Annotated in this window: 14 protein-coding genes; 7 read left to right on the top strand and 7 right to left on the bottom strand. The window is 56.0% G+C overall.

Annotated features, from left to right (window positions below):
• Window positions 1-285: 285 nt before the first annotated feature.
• Together ACE6ED_RS14345 and ACE6ED_RS14340 are read right to left on the bottom strand one after the other, a co-directional pair.
• Entirely contained in the window at window positions 286-1,017 is a 732-nt protein-coding gene (locus ACE6ED_RS14345) for an ATP-grasp domain-containing protein (protein WP_410827866.1), read from the bottom strand.
• 114 nt (window positions 1,018-1,131) lie between these two features.
• The gene (locus tag ACE6ED_RS14340; RefSeq protein ID WP_410827865.1) at window positions 1,132-2,352 is read right to left on the bottom strand and encodes a copper amine oxidase N-terminal domain-containing protein; all 1,221 of its coding nucleotides are present in this window, start codon (window positions 2,350-2,352) and stop codon (window positions 1,132-1,134) included.
• Between the two features lie 321 nt (window positions 2,353-2,673).
• On the opposite strand from ACE6ED_RS14340, the gene ACE6ED_RS14335 reads away from it, so the two are divergent.
• Together ACE6ED_RS14335 and ACE6ED_RS14330 are read left to right on the top strand one after the other, a co-directional pair.
• Entirely contained in the window at window positions 2,674-4,965 is a 2,292-nt protein-coding gene (locus tag ACE6ED_RS14335) for a serine hydrolase (protein WP_410827864.1), read from the top strand.
• A 439-nt stretch (window positions 4,966-5,404) separates the two neighbouring features.
• Window positions 5,405-5,707, top strand: a complete 303-nt coding sequence (locus ACE6ED_RS14330) for a putative quinol monooxygenase (protein ID WP_410827863.1) — start codon at window positions 5,405-5,407, stop codon at window positions 5,705-5,707.
• Between the two features lie 383 nt (window positions 5,708-6,090).
• Here the strand turns inward: ACE6ED_RS14330 and ACE6ED_RS14325 are convergent, their stop codons facing one another.
• Window positions 6,091-7,065, bottom strand: coding sequence for a bile acid:sodium symporter family protein (locus ACE6ED_RS14325; RefSeq protein ID WP_410827862.1), 975 nt, complete (start codon window positions 7,063-7,065; stop codon window positions 6,091-6,093).
• A 248-nt stretch (window positions 7,066-7,313) separates the two neighbouring features.
• Between ACE6ED_RS14325 and ACE6ED_RS14320 the strand changes: the two genes are divergently transcribed.
• The 4 genes from ACE6ED_RS14320 to ACE6ED_RS14305 all read left to right on the top strand — a co-directional run bounded on the left by ACE6ED_RS14320 (window position 7,314) and on the right by ACE6ED_RS14305 (window position 13,878).
• Window positions 7,314-8,216, top strand: a complete 903-nt coding sequence (locus ACE6ED_RS14320) for a copper amine oxidase N-terminal domain-containing protein (RefSeq protein ID WP_410827861.1) — start codon at window positions 7,314-7,316, stop codon at window positions 8,214-8,216.
• Window positions 8,217-8,553: 337 nt separating this feature from the next.
• Complete coding sequence (locus tag ACE6ED_RS14315; protein WP_410827860.1) at window positions 8,554-8,772, top strand: PspC domain-containing protein; 219 nt, start codon at window positions 8,554-8,556, stop codon at window positions 8,770-8,772.
• A 197-nt stretch (window positions 8,773-8,969) separates the two neighbouring features.
• The gene (locus ACE6ED_RS14310; RefSeq protein ID WP_410827859.1) at window positions 8,970-9,647 is read left to right on the top strand and encodes a PspA/IM30 family protein; all 678 of its coding nucleotides are present in this window, start codon (window positions 8,970-8,972) and stop codon (window positions 9,645-9,647) included.
• Between the two features lie 196 nt (window positions 9,648-9,843).
• On the top strand, window positions 9,844-13,878 hold the full coding sequence (locus tag ACE6ED_RS14305) for an RCC1 domain-containing protein (protein ID WP_410827858.1): 4,035 nt from the start codon (window positions 9,844-9,846) through the stop codon (window positions 13,876-13,878).
• Window positions 13,879-14,057: 179 nt separating this feature from the next.
• Here ACE6ED_RS14305 and ACE6ED_RS14300 read toward each other — a convergent pair whose 3' ends face one another.
• Together ACE6ED_RS14300 and ACE6ED_RS14295 are read right to left on the bottom strand one after the other, a co-directional pair.
• A complete protein-coding gene (locus ACE6ED_RS14300) occupies window positions 14,058-15,224 on the bottom strand; it encodes an MGDG synthase family glycosyltransferase (protein WP_410827857.1) in 1,167 nt (388 codons plus the stop codon).
• A gap of 171 nt (window positions 15,225-15,395) precedes the next feature.
• Entirely contained in the window at window positions 15,396-15,773 is a 378-nt protein-coding gene (locus ACE6ED_RS14295; protein ID WP_410827856.1) for a hypothetical protein, read from the bottom strand.
• A gap of 142 nt (window positions 15,774-15,915) precedes the next feature.
• On the opposite strand from ACE6ED_RS14295, the gene ACE6ED_RS14290 reads away from it, so the two are divergent.
• Entirely contained in the window at window positions 15,916-17,082 is a 1,167-nt protein-coding gene (locus tag ACE6ED_RS14290; RefSeq protein WP_410827855.1) for a trans-sulfuration enzyme family protein, read from the top strand.
• 273 nt (window positions 17,083-17,355) lie between these two features.
• On the opposite strand, the gene ACE6ED_RS14285 is transcribed toward ACE6ED_RS14290, so the two are convergent.
• Window positions 17,356-18,468 carry a glycosyltransferase gene (locus ACE6ED_RS14285; RefSeq protein ID WP_410827854.1) on the bottom strand — a complete coding sequence of 371 codons (1,113 nt, stop codon included), beginning with the start codon at window positions 18,466-18,468 and terminating at the stop codon, window positions 17,356-17,358.
• 168 nt (window positions 18,469-18,636) lie between these two features.
• On the bottom strand, window positions 18,637-19,393 hold a 757-nt coding region (locus ACE6ED_RS14280), incomplete at its 5' end, for an exosporium glycoprotein BclB-related protein (RefSeq protein ID WP_410827853.1).

Below are 19,393 nucleotides of genomic sequence, written 5' to 3'. Positions count from 1 at the left end.
TTCGCAGTCTCAAGCATAACGCGCGGCGCAGCGGAATGTTACTGTACTATTTCAGGATTGCTGTACAGGCGGGCTGTATTGATTCCGCTTTGCTGTACCCGCTGCGGGCGAACGCCAAAAAAACCCCGCCTGCCTAGGCGGAGCTTAGCCATGTTATCTATTTACGTGATCGATATGCGATCGATATGCGATCTATATGCGATCTATATGAGATCTGTATGCGAACTGTGTGAGATCTGTATGCGCAATGAGATCTGTGCGCCCACAAATGGCATGCTGCTAACGTTAAAAATCACACTCATCCACCGACGCTGTCAGCTCGGCCCATCTGGCCGAAAGCAGCTTCGCATAGTCCAGCGCCTGCAGTCCGTAATGCCCGAGCGCATACCCGTCATTTACTTCAATCAGAAGCGTTTGCCCCGTTTCGGTGAGACCGACGTCCAGCGCGTAACCCTTCGGGGCTGTATTAAACTTCTGCACCATCTCCTCCACCACCCGGTAATCAAACTGCGCCCTCCAATCGCCCCGGTATCTGCGCACATCCAGAATGGTGCCATAGCGGACAAAACATCGCCATTCCGTCTTAAATTTCACCACTTCAGAGCACAAAATATCAGGGTCCTCTCCATAGGTACCGCATCCGATCAAATCCTTGGGGCTCCGGACAACCACTCCCGTAAACTTTTTGTCTTCAACCGGCTTGATGAAGACATTCCAGCGCTCGGGATGATTGGCAATCGCGCTGAGCTTCAATCTCCAGATTTTCCGTCCCAGAAACGCTGCCAGTTCCTCCGGGTAATCCATTTCGGGAGCGGTAATTCCGTGTTTTTGCAGCGCCGCTCTAACCTCCGCCACATAACCTACCACAACATCCTCTTTTGCGTGATCTTCCAGTCCTTCATGCCGGGGCTGAAAAAACCGGACTTCAAATCCCATCTGCCGGAATCCATCATAAGCGGCATAAAAATTCGGATTGGCAATTTGTCCATCCTCGCCTTTGCGCACATAAACTTTCATCGTTTCCAACTCATTTCTGCATTCAACTATGGTTTGGCTCAAACCGCCGCCCGTCAAAAGACCTCCCTCCGATTGCCGGAGCGAAGGTCTCGTACCAGGAAAGGCGGTTTCCCCTTAGAACGGCTCAGTCTGGATGCCGTCCTTAATCTTAAGCAGCTCATCGTTGTACCCGTAGAACCAGATATAATCCAGTTCGTATTCACCTGGTTTGTCCGTAGGCATCCAGTCAAACGTCATAATGAATTTCCCCAGCCAGCGTTTGCCGATCGGGTCGCCGTCCCCAATGACATCGTCTTGATTGTATCTATAAACCATGCGGATACCGTTTTTCCCGTCCGCGGTCCAATAATGACTGAGGAGAGCCGGAAGATCCTCGCCGCTAAGCGGCGAAAACTTGCCAACCCACTGCTTCACCTCGGCATCCGTCAGCGCATCCCACTCCGGATCGGATGTCCGCTCCTTAAAGTGGCGTTTAATTTCATCCGCCCGCTTCGCTCCGGCATATTTGTCGACAAAGGCTTCGAACTTGGCGATGGCTTCCTGACGTTTATCCTCCAGGTGATATTCCGCGTTTAACCGGTACAGCTGGAGCGCCAGATTTTGCACGTCGCCGTATTGGTCTTCGTCTTTAGTTTCGCCGTTCAGGCGCAGCGGCTTGACCGTCATTGCCGGGCCGTTACGCAGCAGCACTTCTCTTCCATTGCCGTAATACAAATCCAGCCGTTTCCATTCCTTGACCCAGATAACGGACATGCCTACCCCATCGGCTACGTATTTTGCCGGAGCATAAATCGATCCGTTTTTATTTACGGGTGCGGTATCCATCGGATAAGACACCCCGTCAGAGGTATAGCTGTTGCTGCCGACCGTAAACACCGCCTGCTTGCCCTCCGGTGTTGTAAACACAGCCGACTTCGCCTTCGCATCCCATTTTACCTGCGACCCGGTTGCTTTGGCCATCATGCTCATCGGCACCTGCACTCTGCCCGCACTGTCGATAAAAGGCTCGACGCCGCCGGTGGGCTCAAACATTTCGCCAGTCGGCTGGTTTTGAATCCGGATGGCGGTGATCGTTTTGGTGTCTGCTTTAGTCGTGTTCGTTTTGCCGGTATCAGCTTTGGCAGAATCCGCTTTGGCATTGTCCGTCTGGGCATTGTCTGCTTTGGCCGTATCCGCTTTAGCCGTATCCGTTTTGGCCGTGTCCGTCTGGGCATTGTCCGCTTTGACAGAATCCGCTTTGGCCGCGTTCACCGGCAGGGACAGCGAGCCGAACAACAGCGCGCCTGCCGCCAGTACAATCCAGGATTTGTAGGAGTGCCGCTTACATTGCTTCATTTCTTCTACCTCCATGATTGGAATAATAGCCGCAAATTCAATCATAACCCTGTTTTTTCCATAGGAGTATGGGGGAAAATTGTCGATTTCCTTGTTCTTTTGTCGATACCTCCTATTCCGCTAAAAACAGCGTTGAAAGCCGCTTCGGCGATAGGTTCCTCCAACCACACTCCTTCTTTTAAATACACCCGGGAAACACACATGACAAAAACCGACAACAAAACTATTGTCACATAACATTACATACTGGTATAATTCCTGTAACAATTATAAGCAATGTGTAATATTAATTTACATAAACATAACATTAGGAGGTTTTGTATGCAAAAGATGTGGTCTAAGCTCTCATTGTCATTACGTGCTGTATTGATTTTTCCGCTCCTGTTCACCTCCGCTTCCTCTGCCTGGGCCGCCAGTGCACCGCCCCCGCCCCCGACAGGCAGCCAGCCATCCGGCTTGTCCCGGCTTGCTGGAATTCTGAATCCCATCCTTTCCTCCGCTGAAAAAGACGGAATCCGAACAGCCGTAGCTGTCCAGGATCTCAGCGGCTCGTTTGGAGACGGACGCCTGCTGCTCGGCTCGGACGCGTCCTACATGCCGGCCAGCACAATCAAGCTTGCGCTGGCCGCCGCACTGCTAAAACAGGTGGACGCAGGACAGATCGCGCTTTCCGACAGCATCACCGTCGAACAAGGGGATGTTGTGGGCGGCACCGGCTCCCTTCAGAAGGAGAGTTTCCCTCAAAAAGTGACAGTTGAGCGCCTGGCCCGGCTCATGATCACGCAATCCGATAATACAGCCACCAACGTGCTGATAGATGCAGTAGGTTTGGAACGGGTCGATGCGCTGATGGATGAGCTGAACCTCAGCGTGATGCATCTCGGACGTAAAATGTTCGCCAAGGCACCTACGCCCGAGCAGGATAATTACATTAATGCTCCGGATCTGCTTTCACTGCTGGACCGGATTTATTCGACCGATTTGCTTTCCGCCGCATCGCGTGACCGCCTGATTGGCTGGATGAAGGCTCAGGAGGTGAAGACCAAATTCGGCGCCGCCTTAGCCGGCAAACCGATTGCCCACAAAACCGGGGAAAACGCCAATGTCACCCATGATGCCGGCTATTTCCTGATTCCGGGCAAAGAGCTTGCCGTTGTCGTATTGACCGAGGTAACGACCACCTCCGACTTTGATGAAGCCCAAGCGATTGGCAACCCGCTTGTACAGCGGATAGCCAAAGCGATTTATAACTTTGCTATGGATACTCCTTCCTCCGCATCGCCTGAAGCCTGGCCGCTGCTTGCAGTTCGCGTTGACCCGCTGATCGATCAGGCCGAAGCGCAGGGCATCCGCGTCTCGTTTGCCGCACGGAAGGTCAGCGATCCCGAGACGAGCGGCACGCTGCTGCTGGGATCGGCACAGCCTTACGCGCCGGCCAGCACAATCAAGCTTGCGCTGGCGGCAGCCCTAATGAAGCAGGTTGATGCCGGCCGCATCGCGCTCAGCGACACCGTCACCGTCAAACCCGAAGATGTCGTAGGAGGAACTGGTTCACTCCAAAAGGAAACCTTCCCGCAGGAGGTTACCGTGGAACGGCTGGCCCGGCTGATGATTACCCAGTCGGACAACACCGCTACCAACGTGCTCATTGATGCCGTAGGACTGGATCAGGTGGATGCCCTGATGCGCGAGCTGAATCTCCAGGTCATGCATCTGGGCCGCAAAATGTTCGCGTCCGCTTCCACACCGGCACAGGATAATTACATCAGCGCAGGCGATCTCGTCACCCTGTTGGATGAAATTTATCAAGGCAGCTTCCTGTCGGATGCCTCCCGCAATCAGCTGATTGACTGGATGAAAGCACAAGAAGTGAAGACCAAATTCGGTGCCGTCCTTGACGGCCGTCCAATTGCCCACAAAACCGGAGAAAACGCTAACGTGACCCATGACACCGGCTATTTCCTTGTGCCGGGAAAAGAAATCGCCCTCGCTGTTTTGACGGAAGTAACGACGACCGGCGATTTTGACACTGCGCAGGCCGCGGGCAACCCGGTCGTCCAGACTGTCGCCAAGGCCGTGTATGACTTCATCGCTTATGAACCCGCTTATCCGGATGTTCGGCCGGAGCATTGGGCCGCGAAGAGCATAAGCGACGCGTCTGCCGCCTGGCTGTTCGCCGCCGCGCCGGACGGCAGCTTCAAGCCTGACGCTCCGCTCACCGCTGCGGAACTGGAGACGCTGCTGGAACGCCTGTCGGTTTTGCTCCCGGAAGGCGTCCCGTTTGCTGCGTCCTCCATTCCGGCGTCTAAGTCTTCGCCCCCGGCTCAAGCCGCCACCCGGTCTGAAGCCATCGGCAGCCTTGTTGCGCTGTACGAGGCGATGCGGGGCCAGGTATTCGAAAATGCTCCAGCTTCGGTTCCGTTCCCGGCTCCGGCATCCGCTTCTCCCGATCTTGCCGGACTGCCTTCTGACGCCAGGACTGCTCTCCTCAAAGCCCGCCAGATCGGGCTGGTCCGCGGATACAGCGACGGCAGCTTCCGGGCCGCCTCGCCGGTAACCAGAGCGGAAGCCGCCACTCTCGCCTTTAACTTTGCCGCGGCGCTGCAAAAGTAACACGAGTGACGGGCAGGTGAACCGGAGGTTGCACGGACATAACAGCAGGTGAATTATGGACAGCCGGACCTGGCTGCAACGACAAACAACAACACCCTTGATCAACCAGGTGTTGTTGTTTGTTTTTTTTCCGAACACGCAATAGATACGAAAGCCATGCTCTTGGCAGCTGCTGTCCTGCTGTCCTGCTGTCCTGCTCCTATAATATCATCGAGCGGAAGGCCGTCCGGATTGCCCCATCTCAAAATCGATACGCGGAAGTTAGTTAAATCTCCATCGCAGTGTCACGCAACATATCCCCGGCATCCGCTAACATAGCGAATCCCTGGGTGATGGAACAAGTTGACGGACCGCATCTCCCGCAGTATTATATATTATGCAAAATGATTGTTCACAATCATTATCCGGAGTCTTTCTTGCGCATCCGGGGGATATTACAATGTTCATTATTCATGCCGTGCTCCAGGTCCGTCCGGACCGCAAAACCGATTTTTTGGAAGAAGCCAAACCGCTGATTGCCGCTACCCTGCAGGAAGCTGGCAACTTGTCTTACGATTTGTATGAGCATGCTGAGCGGGAAAACGAATTTATCATGGTCGAGACCTGGCGCGACGCCGAGGCGATGGCCGCTCACAGCGCAAGCCCGCATTTTACCGGCTTCGCAGCCAAAGCTCCGGAATTTCTGGCAGCTCCGATGGACATCAAAGTCTACAGCGCTGAATCGCTGAAACGCGAAGGGTAACCTTAAGTTTCCGTCCTATCGCAAGCAATAGGGAATCGTTTCGTTGGAAAGGACTGCTGAAGCAATCGTTTGTCCCAGGTTATAGGAAGCCATTTCATGCAGTATGCAGCAGATTACCATTCCGATATACAAAAAGGGGGCACCGGACGGCGCTCCCTTTTTGTTGTCCTGCTCCTGCTCCTGCTTCTGCCGCTGCCGCTGTACTATTCCTGTCCCAGCTCCTGCTCTTGCAGCTGTCCCTGTGCCTATTCCTATCCCTATCCCTATCCCTATCCCTATCCCTATTCCTGTTCCTGTCTTGGGGCGGGATAAAGCCTTATAGCGGCAGCCTGCGGCTTGCGGCCACTAAACGCACAATGTACCTCTGTCCGTAAACCGGACTTTTAGACCGCCGCCTTCTTATCCGGACTGAGCTCCGGCATCATCCGCTTGCGCCGCTTCAGCAGCTGATTTACCTGCGAAGCCATCACCTGCTGGATAAGCATCCCCACAATGACAGGCACCGCCGTGGCCGCCGGAAAAAAGGTAACCGCCAGCACCGCCCCGGCACTGATGTTCCGCATCCCGATCGTATAGGTCATCGCGATGGCGATGTCATCGCTGCATCCAATCCATTTCCCGCTCCACCATGCCAACGCGTATGCAGTAATCGTGAAGACGATCACCGTTCCGAGAATCCCGGCCAGCTTCAAATCGAAGTCGGCAAAATAAGGCGCGACATACGCGCCGTTCAGCGCAACGACCGTCCCCATCGCCACTTTGGCCCACGGGTTCAGCCATGGCTTCCAGACGCGTTCCGAAGCCCCGCGGCTCCATTTGTTCGCCAGGATGCCGGCCAGCGAAGGGAGCACGATCATATAAAGCAGGCTGGTCATCATATCGGTTGTATCCATATGAACGCCCGTACCGATTACCGCCACGACTGTCCCGGGAACGATAAACGGCGCCAGCAGCGTATCCAGCAAAATCACAGATAGCGCAAACGCCGCATTCCCTCCGCTGGTCGTCGCCCAGAACAGGCTGGTGACGCCAGTCGGTATTGACATACCAAGCACAAGGCCGGTAATCGTGTCCCGATCCCCGCCGAACAACAGCGTACCAGCCGCCAGCGCCACCAGCGGCATAATCACATGCATCACCACAATGACAAGCACGACAGGCACCGGCTGCTTCATCACCCGGACAAAATCCCGGGTTCCCGCTCCCAGCGCGCCAACCCAGGTCATAAAAGCGAACAGCCCGATCGACAGAAACCGGTAAGGCATCAGCCATTCGGCAAACACCATGCCGAGAATCAGACTTCCGGGCGTAATAAAAGGCATCATTTTATCCAAAAGACGGTTAATTCCGGACAGCATACAAGGCACTCCTCTCGGCATATACCGGTATGGCTTATTCATCCCTTAAGTATACCTCATTCCCGAGGACATGCGCGTAAGCAAACGGCCATCCGTGTGTCCAAAGTGAAAAACATCGCCAATACAAGAAAAATCAGAGCGCTGAACATCCGATATGTTATAATTTTCCGAAACCCTGTAACTTTTGCCCCTAGTTAGCGTTAACACAGTATCTAAACATTTGATCCGGTATACATAGGAGGATTCCCGTGAAACGTCATGCCCTAATCGGGTGGATCTCCGCCCTGTTTTTAACCCTGATGCCCTGGACTGCGGCTGCTTCCGTCCCGGTTGACATCGTGATCAACAATCGTCCTCTGGAAGGCGATGCGGAGGCAGTTTTACAAAAAGGAGCGGCAGTTGTTCCGCTTAAGCTGGTCGGGCAAATCCCCGGCCTTTCCGTATCGTGGGATGCACCCACCCAGACCGCGGTCATTCAGGGCGGCGAAGCGCCAATCCGCCTGGTAGCGGGCAGCAATACCGCTATGGTCGGCGACAAACCGTTGAAGCTGCCTTTCCCCTCCAAGGTCAAACAGGGGCAAATGATGGTTCCGCTCCGGTTCATCGCGGAGGCCTCCAGCGCCTCTGTGACTTGGAACGCCTCGACCCGAACCGTCTATGTAACCAAGTCCGGCCGGGAACTGCGGGAGAAGTTGTCCTCCTCCGATCTGACAACGGCACGGCAGGCGGCGCTGGCCCTGCCCCGGGTGAGCGGATTACAGGAATTCCCGCCCGACCCCAATTCTATGGGAGATCAAGCGGTAACGTACTATTTTCCGGAAGGCTCACATGACTTCTTTTTCGTGGAAACCGGAGATGTCATCAGCTACTACGAGCCAGCAGAAGACCACAGCGAGAGATTATGGAGCGCAAGGGTCGATTACGGGGCAGGACAAAACTTTGATTTTTTGCCGCTTCTCCCTTATCCAATTGTGGAGGAGGCCGGAGAGCGGCCCGGGATCACCAGGCGAAACGTCTTTTTCCGCATCATGCCGCATATCGCCGCAGCTGATTATGGTTATGTTCATTCTGATGGGACACGGACAACCGAAGGGACACGGAAGCTCCGCGGGGGAGATGAGGTGTTCACTCTTCCCGAAGAACAACCGTAAGTCAACACAATAAATCATCATAAAGAATAGCCGTCTTCCCGGCGTGGTTTCCAGCCGCCGGGAAGACGGCTTTTTCTATTGGTTTTGGTTCACTGTCTTCGCAGCCCTGCCCGCCTTTAGCCCGGTTTTGGCCCTGTGTTTGCCTGCACAGAATCCGGACGCCCGGCTTTGGGACGGCGGGATGCCCGACCTTTGGCGGGGACGCCATCCGATTTGGGGCGGAAGTCAAAAACCGTCTGCGGCCCGTTTTGGCTGTCCGTTTTCCCCGGTAGAATAAAAGCATAAACCACGGACATCGCCGGAAGCGATTCCGGTAACCCAAGGAGGAAAATAAATCATGAGAAAATTGTTCCGTTCGAGACACGATGCAAAAGTAGGCGGTTTGTGCGGCGGTCTGGCCGCTTATCTGGGCGTTGACGCCACGATCATCCGGCTGTTGGCCCTGGTCGCCCTGTTCTGCAGCTTCGGAACAGCTTTCCTGTTCTACATCATCGGCTGTCTGTTTGTTCCGAAAGAGCCGTACGGCGGGTTTCACGATAATCACAGCTTCTATTAATCCAATCGAGTAATCCAATCGAAAGCAGCTGAAACTTCCCAATGTTAAGTTCCAATACTAAGTTCCAATACTAAGTTCCAATACTAAGTTCCGATGCTCAGTTCCAATGCTCAGTTCCAATGCTCAGTTCCAATACTATTTTTCAATAGTAAATCCCACTGTGGATTACAAATACAACAAATTAGGAGAGATAACCAATGAGTATATTCAATCGTATTGTTACATTGACCAAAGCGGCGCTGCATGAAGGGCTCAACAAACTGGAAGATCCGGTCCTGCTGACAGGGCAATATCTGCGGGAACTCGAAGACGAAATCGCGGAAGCTGAACGCAGCGAACGGGAACTGCAGGTGGCCGCCGCGGTGCTGGAGCGCCGCAAACGGGAGTACGAGCTGCAGGCCGAGACCAGCGAAAATGCCGCCATGCAGGCGATGAAAGAAGGCAACGAAACGGCGGCACGTGTAGCGGTACAAGCCAAACTTCAACAGCTCGAGAGTGCGCAGCAATGCGAAGCCAGTCTGGAGGACACACGCCTGACGCTGGAAGAATTGGCGGCCAACCTCGTCCGGGCTAAAGAAGAACGCGCCCGGCTGAAAGCAAAACGCGAAGAACTGGCCGCCCGCGCCAGACAGGCTGCGCAGCACACAGCTCATGCGCCGCACGGTTGCGGAGCCAGCCGCGGTCCGGTCATCCATACCGGCCGCGCAGTCCGCGGGTTCGAGCGGATGGAAGAAAAAATCGCCGACTGGGAGGTGCAAGCCCAGCACCGTCCATACGGCTCTTACTCCGCAGCGGGCCATCCGGCGGATCCGGCCGTAAGCAGTGCGGTAGATGCCGAACTGGAACGTCTCCGTCAGACGAAACCAAACAGCTAATTCGTTATCCCTTCCCCGCTTGTCCCCCTCAGAAGCTTCCCTGTTAGTCGGGAAGCTTTTTTTATTTTTTTCCGCCGGAGCTTCCAAATGCTAACTTTAGTTAGATTCCCTGCGTTCCCCGTTCTCCTATAATAGGGAAGATTGTTCAGTCTGCGAACTGACATTGTTTCTCTAACATACAGAAAGGAGTACTGCAATGCGTCTCAAAAAGAGGATAAGCGGGTTGATCGCAGCCATCCTGGCCGCCAACCTGTTCCTTCCTGCTGCCAGCCCCCGCGTACAGGCCGCGGCTCCCCCTCCCGCAGGCGTTGATATCGTATCCGTCAGCGCCGCCAGTTCGCATACCGTCGTTCTGCTGAGCGACGGATCCGTACGGATATGGGGCAGCAATATGGCCGGGCAGCTGGGACCGGTAGGCGTTAACAGCAGCAATGTGTCGCTATCCGTTCCGGAAAAAAACATAGACACCGTGTCTCCGCTGACAGCGGTGCAAATTTCGGCAGGCGACCAGTTCTCATTAGCACTCAAACCGAACGGGCAGGTCTACTCTTGGGGTTTTAACGCAAGCGGAGAACTGGGAAGGGGAGAAGGCTTTTATTACGGGCCGTATGCGGAGCAGATTCAAGGCATGCCCCCGATTAAGCAGGTGTCGGCAGGCTCCACGCATTCACTTGCCCTTGCCGAAGACGGAACTGTCTGGGCTTGGGGCGATAATCTGATGGGTTCCATCGGCAACGGTGGATCAGTGCAATATTACTACTCCCCGCAGCAGGTGTACCGTTCCGCCGGCGAACCATTAACGGATATTGTGCAGGTGGAAGCCGGACAGCTGACGTCCTATGCGCTAACTTCCGAAGGAGAAGTGCTCGGCTGGGGCTATAACCGGAACATGCAGCTTGGGGACGGCACCTCTATTAACCGCAGCTACCCGGTAAAAGTGCTTAAGCCTTCAGGCGAACCGTTAACCGGTGTAAAACAAATTTCCGCCGGTCCATACAGTATGTTTGCGGTTATGGAGGATGGCACCGTATGGGTGGCAGGGAACAGTGCCGGCGCGTCCGGGGACGGCTCCGCGGCTAGCCGGAAGACGGCCGTTCAAGTCGGAGACGGCTCGGGAGGTTACCTCGGCGCGGACGGCAACCCTGTCCTCTCCGTTTCTGCCGGTTTTCATCACTATCTCGCATTAAGGAGCGATGGAACATTATGGACATGGGGTGCAAACAACGAGGGGCAGCTTGGACGAGGGGAAACCGGAGCGCATTACGCCTCTCCGGCCCAGGTTACCGAGAACGCCGAGGGCCCGCTGATTCCGCAGGAAACCGCCATGATGGAAGCGGGTGCATTTTACACCGCGGTGCTGGGCAAGGACGGTACGCTGTGGATGACCGGGAACAATGCCTACTCCCAGTTGGGTGGTGGACGATCTGACCCCTCCCTGCCGCGTTTAGCCCGTACTACACTGGCCGACCCGGCGCAGACCTATTTTACCGGCTTAATGCGGGATGTAAAAGCGGGCGATCATACATCAATCCAACTGCAGTTAGTTGACGGGAGTGGGCGGCCGGTTGCCACCTCCGCCGACAAGATTGAATTTCAGTCTGACGGAGCATCTTTTGGTCCTACGGAATATATAGGGGGAGGCATTTACCAGGCGTCCTTCCACAGCGAGCGGTCGGGGAGTTATGTCATTAAGGCAAGCATTAACGGACTTCCTGTCGCTGCCAAACAGTCGCAAGCCGTCGTCCCGGGAGATCCCGATCCGGAACGATCGAGCTTTACCTCAGAACGAGATACGCTTGTCGTTAACGGGCAGGAACAGACCGTGCTGACTTTACAGCTGATGGACCAGTACGGAAACCACATTAATCTCCCTGCTGACTTAGTCGGGTTTTCCTCCACGATCGGCAATGTGGGGCCAGTAACTTCCTATAGCGATGGAGGGGTCATTTCCTACCGGGCGACCTTTGTTCCGACAAAAACCGGTACTGCCTCCATTCAGCCTATAGTGAAGTTTAAACCATTGGGCGAGCCCTTAACTCTGCGTCTGCTGTCCGGACCTGCCGACCTGTCTTCCGCAGTCTTCACAGCCGATCCGGCGGAGCTTCCCGCCGATGGCACATCAACCGCGGAGATAGTGCTCAAAGTGAAGGATCAATGGGGGAACGATTTGACTCAGAGCGGCGGAACCGTGGTATTGGCCGTTTACAAGGGTAAATTAAGTTCAATAACGGAGTCGGTATACGGAGAATACCGGACCACACTGACCGCAAATTCTTTTCCAGGCGACGTCATCATCAGTGCTTATTTGAACGGCAAAGTTGTGCCGACGCTCCTCACGGTACCGATGATTCCGGTGCTGACAAGGATTTCCTTTGACGCTCCACGTTATGAAGTGAATGTTGGGGAAGATTTGACGCCTGTGTTAACAGCATATTATTCTGATGGGAGCACAAAAAGCTTGAAATCGGAAGCACTGTATGAGGTGGAAGACCCAGAGGTTGCCCGTGTCGGCAGCGACGGAACGGTTACCGGCCGAACTCCAGGCGAAACCGTGCTGAAGGCCGTCTATGGCGGTCAGCAAGCCGACGCGATCGTGGCAGTTCTACCTGTGCCAACTCCGTCGCCAACGCCGAGCCCGAGTGCTGCGCCGGACCCGTCGCCGACGCCGAGTCCGAGTGCTGCGCCGGAGCCGTCGCCGTCGCCGACACCGAGTGCTGCGCCGACTCTGTCGCCGACGCCGAGCCCAAGCGCTGCGCCAGAGCCGTCGCCGACACCGAGCCCAAGCGCTGCGCCGTCTCCGTCGCCAACACCGAGTCCGAGCGCTGTACCATCTCTGTCGCCAACACTGAGTCCGAGCACTGCTCCAGAGCCGTCGCCGACACCGAGCCCAAGCGCTGCGCCAGAGCCGTCGCCGACACCGAGCCCGAGCACTGCTCCGTCTCCGTCGCCGACACCGAGCCCGAGTGCTGTACCGTCTCCGTCACCGACGCCGAGCCCGAGTGCTGCGCCAGAGCCGTCGCCGACACCGAGCCCAAGCGCTGCGCCGGAGCCGTCGCCAACTCCGAGTCCAAGCGCTGCGCCGGAGCCGTCGCCGACACCGAGCCCAAGCGCTGCGCCGGAGCCGTCGCCGACACCGAGCCCGAGTGCTGCGCCGACTCTGTCGCCGACGCCGAGCCCAAGCGCTGCGCCGGAGCCGTCGCCGAGCCCAAGCGCTGCGCCAGAGCCGTCGCCGACACCGAGCCCAAGCGCTGCGCCAGAGCCGTCGCCGACACCGAGCCCAAGCGCTGCGCCAGAGCCGTCGCCGACACCGAGCCCGAGTGCTGCGCCGACTCTGTCGCCGACGCCGAGCCCAAGCGCTGCGCCGGAGCCGTCGCCGACGCCGAGCCCGAGCACTGCTCCGTCTCCGTCGCCGACGCCGAGCCCAAGTGCTGCGCCGGAGCCGTCGCCGACACCGAGCCCGAGCGCTGCGCCGACTCTGTCGCCAACACCGAGTCCGAGCGCTGCGCCGGAGCCGTCGCCAACACCGGGTCCGGCAGCACAGCTTACGGTTCAAGGAAGCAGCCCTTCCGCCGGCCCCGCCACATCGGTGCCGGGAACCATTGTCCGTGCTGCGGAGCCTACTTCCAGCCCGGACCCGGCACCGGCCAGCCCGGCAGCTGCGTTCGGCGATACAGCCGGGCATTGGGCCGCAGCCGATATTACAGCTGCCGTCCGCAGCGGATGGGTAACGGGCTACCCGGACGGTTCCTTCCGGCCGAATGAAACCATTACCCGCGCGGAGCTGATTACGCTCCTGTTCCGCAGCCTCGGCTTCAGCTCCGCCGGAGTGTTACCGGCAGCCACCGGAGGCAACCTATCCGAAGCTTGGCCGGCATACGCTTCCGAAGCCTTGAAGCAGGCTAGTGCGGCTGGTGTAATTGAAGGCTACCCGGACGGAACATACCGACCCAATCAGCCTATTAACCGGGCTGAAATGGCGGCGATTTTTCACCGGATTGTCGGGGCAGACAATCGCTACACCTTACCGGGAGCAGCTGCGCCGTCATCCGCATTTGCGGATTGGCAGCAAACTCCGCTGTGGTCCCGCTCCGCCTATTCCGCGCTGCATGAAGCGGGCTTGATTCTGGGCGACGAACGGCACAAGCTTCGTCCCACAGCGCATGCCACCCGGGCGGAAGCCGTAACCATGCTCGTACGCGTGTGGGAGCGCAAGCAGCTGCAGAGCCAATAAAGCCCAATTTCCACGCACACGGTGTAACGAGGGTTTGGCAGGGGCATTACGATATCCAGCCCTGCGGCCGCTTAGCCGCGTGGGCCATCCAGGCTTGTCTGTCCTCAGTCAGATGTTTGGACGCCACCGGCCAAGTTAACCTTCACGCTAGCGATACAAAACGAAACGGCAATCCCTGATCAGGGGTTGCCGTTGTTTGTTTCCATTCGCAGCAATCGCGGGGCCGCCGCACCCTCCGGTTCCCCCGTCGTCCTCCATCCCGTGTGCGTAAGCAGATGTCTGACGATTTCATCGGCAGGCGCTTCACGGCGGAGTTCCGCTATTTGCTCATTGACAAACCGCATTCTATCCGGTGAAGTGAACAACCGCTCTATTTCATCCGCCAATTCCATTTCGTTAAAGGCGACAACAGCCGCACCAGCCGATTTTAGGTAACGTGCGTTTTCTTTTTCCTGGCCTGGAGACGGATTCAGAATAAAAATCGGAACCTTCGCATGAATCGCTTCGGACAGCGTGACGCCACCCGCTTTGGTGACGATACAGCCTGCTTCCCGCATCAAGCGGGGCATTTCTTCCGTAAAGCCGTGCACGTTCACCCGCAATTCATTTCTCCACTCGCCTGCCAACCGTCTTTCCAACACATGATCCCTGCCGCAAACCACATCGAGCCGCACATCTGGCAGACGAAGCAGCAGCTCCCGGATCATCCGGCGGATCATACGCGGGGTACCGCATCCTCCGGCCATCAACAGCACTGACTGCTTCTCCTCCACGGATGCACTGGTCTCAGTGAAGCGGCGGCGCAGCGGAATGCCCGTTACACGAATCCGGTTCTCGGAGACCGCATGCTGCATCAGCGTCTCTTTTACCGTAGGTGTGGCGACAAAAAACCAATCCGGTTTCGCGTACAACCAACGCTTATGCACAACAAAATCCGTAACCACCATAGCGGTGCGGGGCCTCTCCGTTGTACCCGCCGGGTAAGCTGCTGCATACGGAAAGGTATAAATGACCAGATCCGGGCGTTCGCGGTCCAGCAGTTTTTTTAATCCGCCGCTGCCGAAGGAATATATCCACTGTACCAGCCGGCTGTTTTCCGGAAGGGCATTCGTCAAGTGATAAGACCATCCGTAATAATCAATTCCCATAAAAGAGGAAGACCGGCTGTTCCGGTACAAAAATTTCACAAAAGCGTTTAGTCCGGGATAAGTCTCCTGAAACAAATCAACAACGCGGACCTGCAGGGGTTCGTGTCGTTCCAGGCATTCCTGAAGCGCCTGTGAGACCTGATTATGGCCTTCGCCGTACCCGGCGGTAAGAATGACGACTTTGGTTATCGGCTGCACGGTTTCACCTCTTGCGGTCAGAGTAAAAGTGCGTATCCGCCATTCATCGGCTGTCCTCCCGGCCCGCTCGCGGCACCGCTGGGGAACGCCCTGTCTGGTTTCAAGATTATTTACCCCAATTGTAGCAAGAACAATGCAGGCGAAGATCAACCAAAGGTAAAACTTTCCCTCTCAATTATTCCCTGTTTGTTTTCGCTTAACCTGTACAAGGCACACCGGCTTCACGGTGTACGTATGTTTCAGCGCCTCTTCGTTCAGTACGCGCAGCTTCACCATTCCCGCAATTTTCCCGGGATCGGACTTGGAGATCATCCGCCAAACTTCCGCATCGGGAAGTGCGTGGTACAGCTTGTCGTCGTCGTATTCTTTTCGTTCCTGATAAGTCAACTTCACGCGGAATTCCCCGGTGTCGCACTCCCGGAGCCCCCGGTCCTCACAATGTCTGATTATCCGGCCCCGCAGTGACTCCAATTCTTCCTCCAGCTCGCTTTTAGTCTGCTTCAGCAGCGCAAACCGTTCCACGGCCGCCCGCCATTCCAGCTCGTCCAATTCCTTCTCTCCTCCCGTATCCGGTAATACTCCTATATGTATGCGAAAAACAGTAATGGCAGAAGAGGCCGATGCTGGAATAACACTGAATCGGCACGGGTCATACTAAGCAAAAGATGACTGCACTGGAGGACACACTGTTTTGAATTTTTCCGATAAGGATTGGATGACCTGTCTGGGTTTTCCCGAATCGCTTGAGCATTACTTGGGTTCGTCCGCCCCTCCGATCTATGAGACCGCTCCTTTTTATTTCAAGGATTACGGCAGTTTTGCCGAAGCCGCCCGCCACGAACGGGATTTCAACTTTTATTGGCGGGGGACCAATCCAACCTTGGCCATTGCCGAACGGATGTTGGCCGAGCTGGAAGAAGGGGAGAACTGCAAATGCTTTGCCTCCGGTATGGCCGCTATCGCCGCTGCGCTGATGAGCTGTCTTTCTGCGGGCGACCATGCGGTTTTGGTTGGGCATGTGTATGAATCCACGGTGGATTTGACCGCTTACCTGAGCAAATTTGGCGTTTCCCATACGCTGGTCCAGTCCACTACTATCACCGAAATCAAGGCGGCTATCCGTTCCAACACACGCGTGCTGTATCTTGAAAGCCCGTCCTCCCTGCTGTTTCGGCTCGTCGATCTAGAAGCCGCCGCGGAGCTTGCCAAAAGCCGGGGAATCACTACGATTATCGACAACACCTGGGCAACCCCGCTGTATCAAAAACCGCTGCGCTACGGGATCGATCTCGTCGTCCATGCCGGTTCCAAATATTTGGGCGGACACAACGACCTCGTTGCCGGAGCAGTGATTGGCTCCAAGAAACGGATTGAGCGGCTGTTTTACCAAGAATACGAGCTGGCTGGCGCCTGTCTGGGCCCGTTTGAAGCCTGGCTTCTTATCCGCAGTTTGCGTACCCTGCCGCTCCGGATGAAAGCTCACGAGGAAAACGGCTTGAAGCTGGCTTCCTACCTGAATAACCATCCGGCGGTTTCGGCTGTGCATCACCCTGGCCTGTCCAGTCACCCGGACTACGAGTTGGGAAAAAAGCAGATGACCGGCTGCTCCGGGCTGTTTGGATTCGAGCTTAAAACAGGCGGTTATGAAGGCATCACCGCATTCATAAACCGCCTGAAGCATTTTCGGATTGGCGTTTCCTGGGGTTCATATGAAAGCCAGATTGTGTCGCCCAATTATGGGGATAACGAAGTACAGCTGAAATCCCAGGGCGTGCCCGTGTCGCTGATCAGGCTGGCGGCTGGAGTAGAACCAGCCGAGCTGCTCATTGCCGACCTTGAACAGGCACTGCGGCAATAAGCCGGAGATGAAGCCAGGGCGCGGGGCTCTTTGGACGGCCCGCTCTTTGGATAGCCCGCTCTTGGATGACCCGCTTTTGGATGGCCCGCTCTTGGATGGCACGCTCTTGGATGGCTCGCACTCCTGGTCACCGCAATGCCTGCCCAACCCCTCATTACACTGTGCAGGGAGCTTGCACGCGATACGTAAAACACTTTTTTTATATGAAACCTGTATCCTAACCAGCTTATGTTAATTCTTACTTGTATAAAAAGGCTGCTCTTCCCGGTCCGCCTAAGAAAGGTTAGCCGTGTTCGCCGAAGTTTCTTCTTCATCTATGGATAACAGACGGCGGAAATAGGTTCGATTATACAGCATGCTGGAGTGAGAAGGGGCAAAAGCAAGCGCTGTTTCGTTGTGCTCGAAGGCCTTTTGGTGTTCCCCAAGCCGGTCCCAACATACACATAACTGCAGATGCGGGAGCCAAGTGGAGTACGCCTGGTTGCGCAAACCCATGGAATCAGCCGGCTCGGGAACCTTCAGTGCCAGTTCATACCATACGATTGCTGCTTTATAATTCTCCAGTTCTCTCCAATAGTCGCCCATCCGGCAGCACAGCTCCGGGCGTGGAGGGCTATAGGCAATGTAGCGGCTTAACACCTGGATCTCCCCTGCCCTGTCTCCCATTCGTTTGCGGCACTCGGCCAGTTTTAGGCAAGCCTGAAGATTGTCTTCGATCCACCCTTGTTTTGTAGCCAAAAACCGCTCATACTGCGCAGCGGCCTCCTCGTAAATACCATGATCCCGCAGCTCATTTGCGTAATAATACATATCGCGGGGGGTGAACGGCTTTCCTTTTTGCAGCATGGTCCGGTAAATTTGCAGGTTCCGGTCGGTATGCGCTTTGTTTTTGCTATGTGTGACGGCGGCTTCGCTGTTTATCACCCGTCCTCTGACCTCCAAATATTCGTGCACCGCGCCGATCCATCGAAATCCCCGGTCTCTGCGGACAAGACGGTTGCGCCGTAGACTGGCCGTTACATTCCCATCTGAGTCAAAAGCCAGGTTATATGGCATCGTTACGCTGTCAGTATCCTGCGAGAGGTTCTCTTTCAGTTCAAGCAGTATACAGCGGTCGCGTTCCGCTATGCGGTCATCCGCATCCAGCCACAGAATATACTCCTGCGTCGCCTGACGAAATGAGTGATTTCGGGCAGCCGCAAAGTCGTTTATCCATTCAAAGTCGAACACCTTTGCTCCAAAAGAACGGGCCACTTCTTTTGTCCGGTCCGTCGAGCCGGTGTCTACAATGACGATTTCGTCGGCGATCCCTTCGATTGAAGACAAACAGCCGGGCAGCGCCTCTTCTTCGTTTCGGACAATCATGCATAAGCTGATGGTGATCATCCCCGGTTTCCCCCTTCCATACTGCATTTGTACGTTTGGCAGAATGGTTGCGTCAGCGAAAAACGGGCGGCGGCCGATGCTGGCTGCCGCCGCCCTGTTTCTTTTTTGCCTCTCTACTGGATTCGCTATGATTCCCCCTGCGGCAAATCTATCCCTGGAAGAACAAGCTTAGCTGATGCCCAGCCCCGCACTAGCGTAACCGGCGATGACTCCCGCCAGACCGGGACCTCCAGTGAGATCCGCTGAGAACACGAGCAGCAGACGATCCTCTGGACCAACAGGGATGCTCAATCCATCGGTTATACCGCTGGCAATTGTACCGGCTGTGATTGAGCCCGTAAATGGAGGATCCAGATTCACAACCGCTCCGGGGATCGCTGTGAACGTATTATTTGGTCCAGTCGAACCTGCCGAACGGAACAGCGCAGCTGTAATTGTGAAGGTTGAAGCCAGCAGATTCACATCTGAAGTAACACTGAAGTAGGCTGCCAGGGACGTGATCGTTCCTGTACGCGGAACCGAAAAGGCCATATTGATCAGCGTACCAGGTCCGCCGGTCAAATCAATTGTGTTGCTGACGATCTGAATACTGTCGGCTCCGGCACCAAAGCCTACCACGCTCGAAGTACCAAGTCCTCCGGCAAGTACAGTCGATAGAGCAACCGGACCTCCGGAAGCATATGGAATGATGGCTCCGGCACCTGGGGCACCTGTTGCACCGGTTGGTCCCGTTGGACCGGTTGCCCCTGTCTCGCCTTCGAGTCCGTTAGCACCGGTTGGTCCCGTCGCTCCTGTCGGGCCTGCCGGGCCGGGGTCTCCCGTAGCCCCAGTCGGTCCTGTCGCTCCTGTCGCGCCTGCTGGGCCAGGGTCTCCCGTTGCTCCGGTTGGTCCCGTCGCTCCTGTCGGGCCTGTCGCTCCTGTCGCT

This window comes from Paenibacillus nanchangensis (assembly GCF_046543445.1).
Lineage (GTDB): Bacteria > Bacillota > Bacilli > Paenibacillales > Paenibacillaceae > Paenibacillus_AQ > Paenibacillus_AQ nanchangensis.
This window is presented reverse-complemented; position numbering and strand designations above follow the sequence as displayed.

Bases quoted from the DNA above. Each gene is read 5' to 3' on its own strand.
- ACE6ED_RS14285 (WP_410827854.1), bottom strand. From the start codon at position 18,468: ATGATCACCATCAGCTTATGCATGATTGTCCGAAACGAAGAAGAGGCG.
- ACE6ED_RS14345 (WP_410827866.1), bottom strand. From the start codon at position 1,017: ATGAAAGTTTATGTGCGCAAAGGCGAGGATGGACAAATTGCCAATCCG.
- ACE6ED_RS14325 (WP_410827862.1), bottom strand. From the start codon at position 7,065: ATGCTGTCCGGAATTAACCGTCTTTTGGATAAAATGATGCCTTTTATT.
- ACE6ED_RS14330 (WP_410827863.1), top strand. From the start codon at position 5,405: ATGTTCATTATTCATGCCGTGCTCCAGGTCCGTCCGGACCGCAAAACC.
- ACE6ED_RS14310 (WP_410827859.1), top strand. From the start codon at position 8,970: ATGAGTATATTCAATCGTATTGTTACATTGACCAAAGCGGCGCTGCAT.
- ACE6ED_RS14335 (WP_410827864.1), top strand. From the start codon at position 2,674: ATGCAAAAGATGTGGTCTAAGCTCTCATTGTCATTACGTGCTGTATTG.
- ACE6ED_RS14315 (WP_410827860.1), top strand. From the start codon at position 8,554: ATGAGAAAATTGTTCCGTTCGAGACACGATGCAAAAGTAGGCGGTTTG.
- ACE6ED_RS14340 (WP_410827865.1), bottom strand. From the start codon at position 2,352: ATGAAGCAATGTAAGCGGCACTCCTACAAATCCTGGATTGTACTGGCG.
- ACE6ED_RS14305 (WP_410827858.1), top strand. From the start codon at position 9,844: ATGCGTCTCAAAAAGAGGATAAGCGGGTTGATCGCAGCCATCCTGGCC.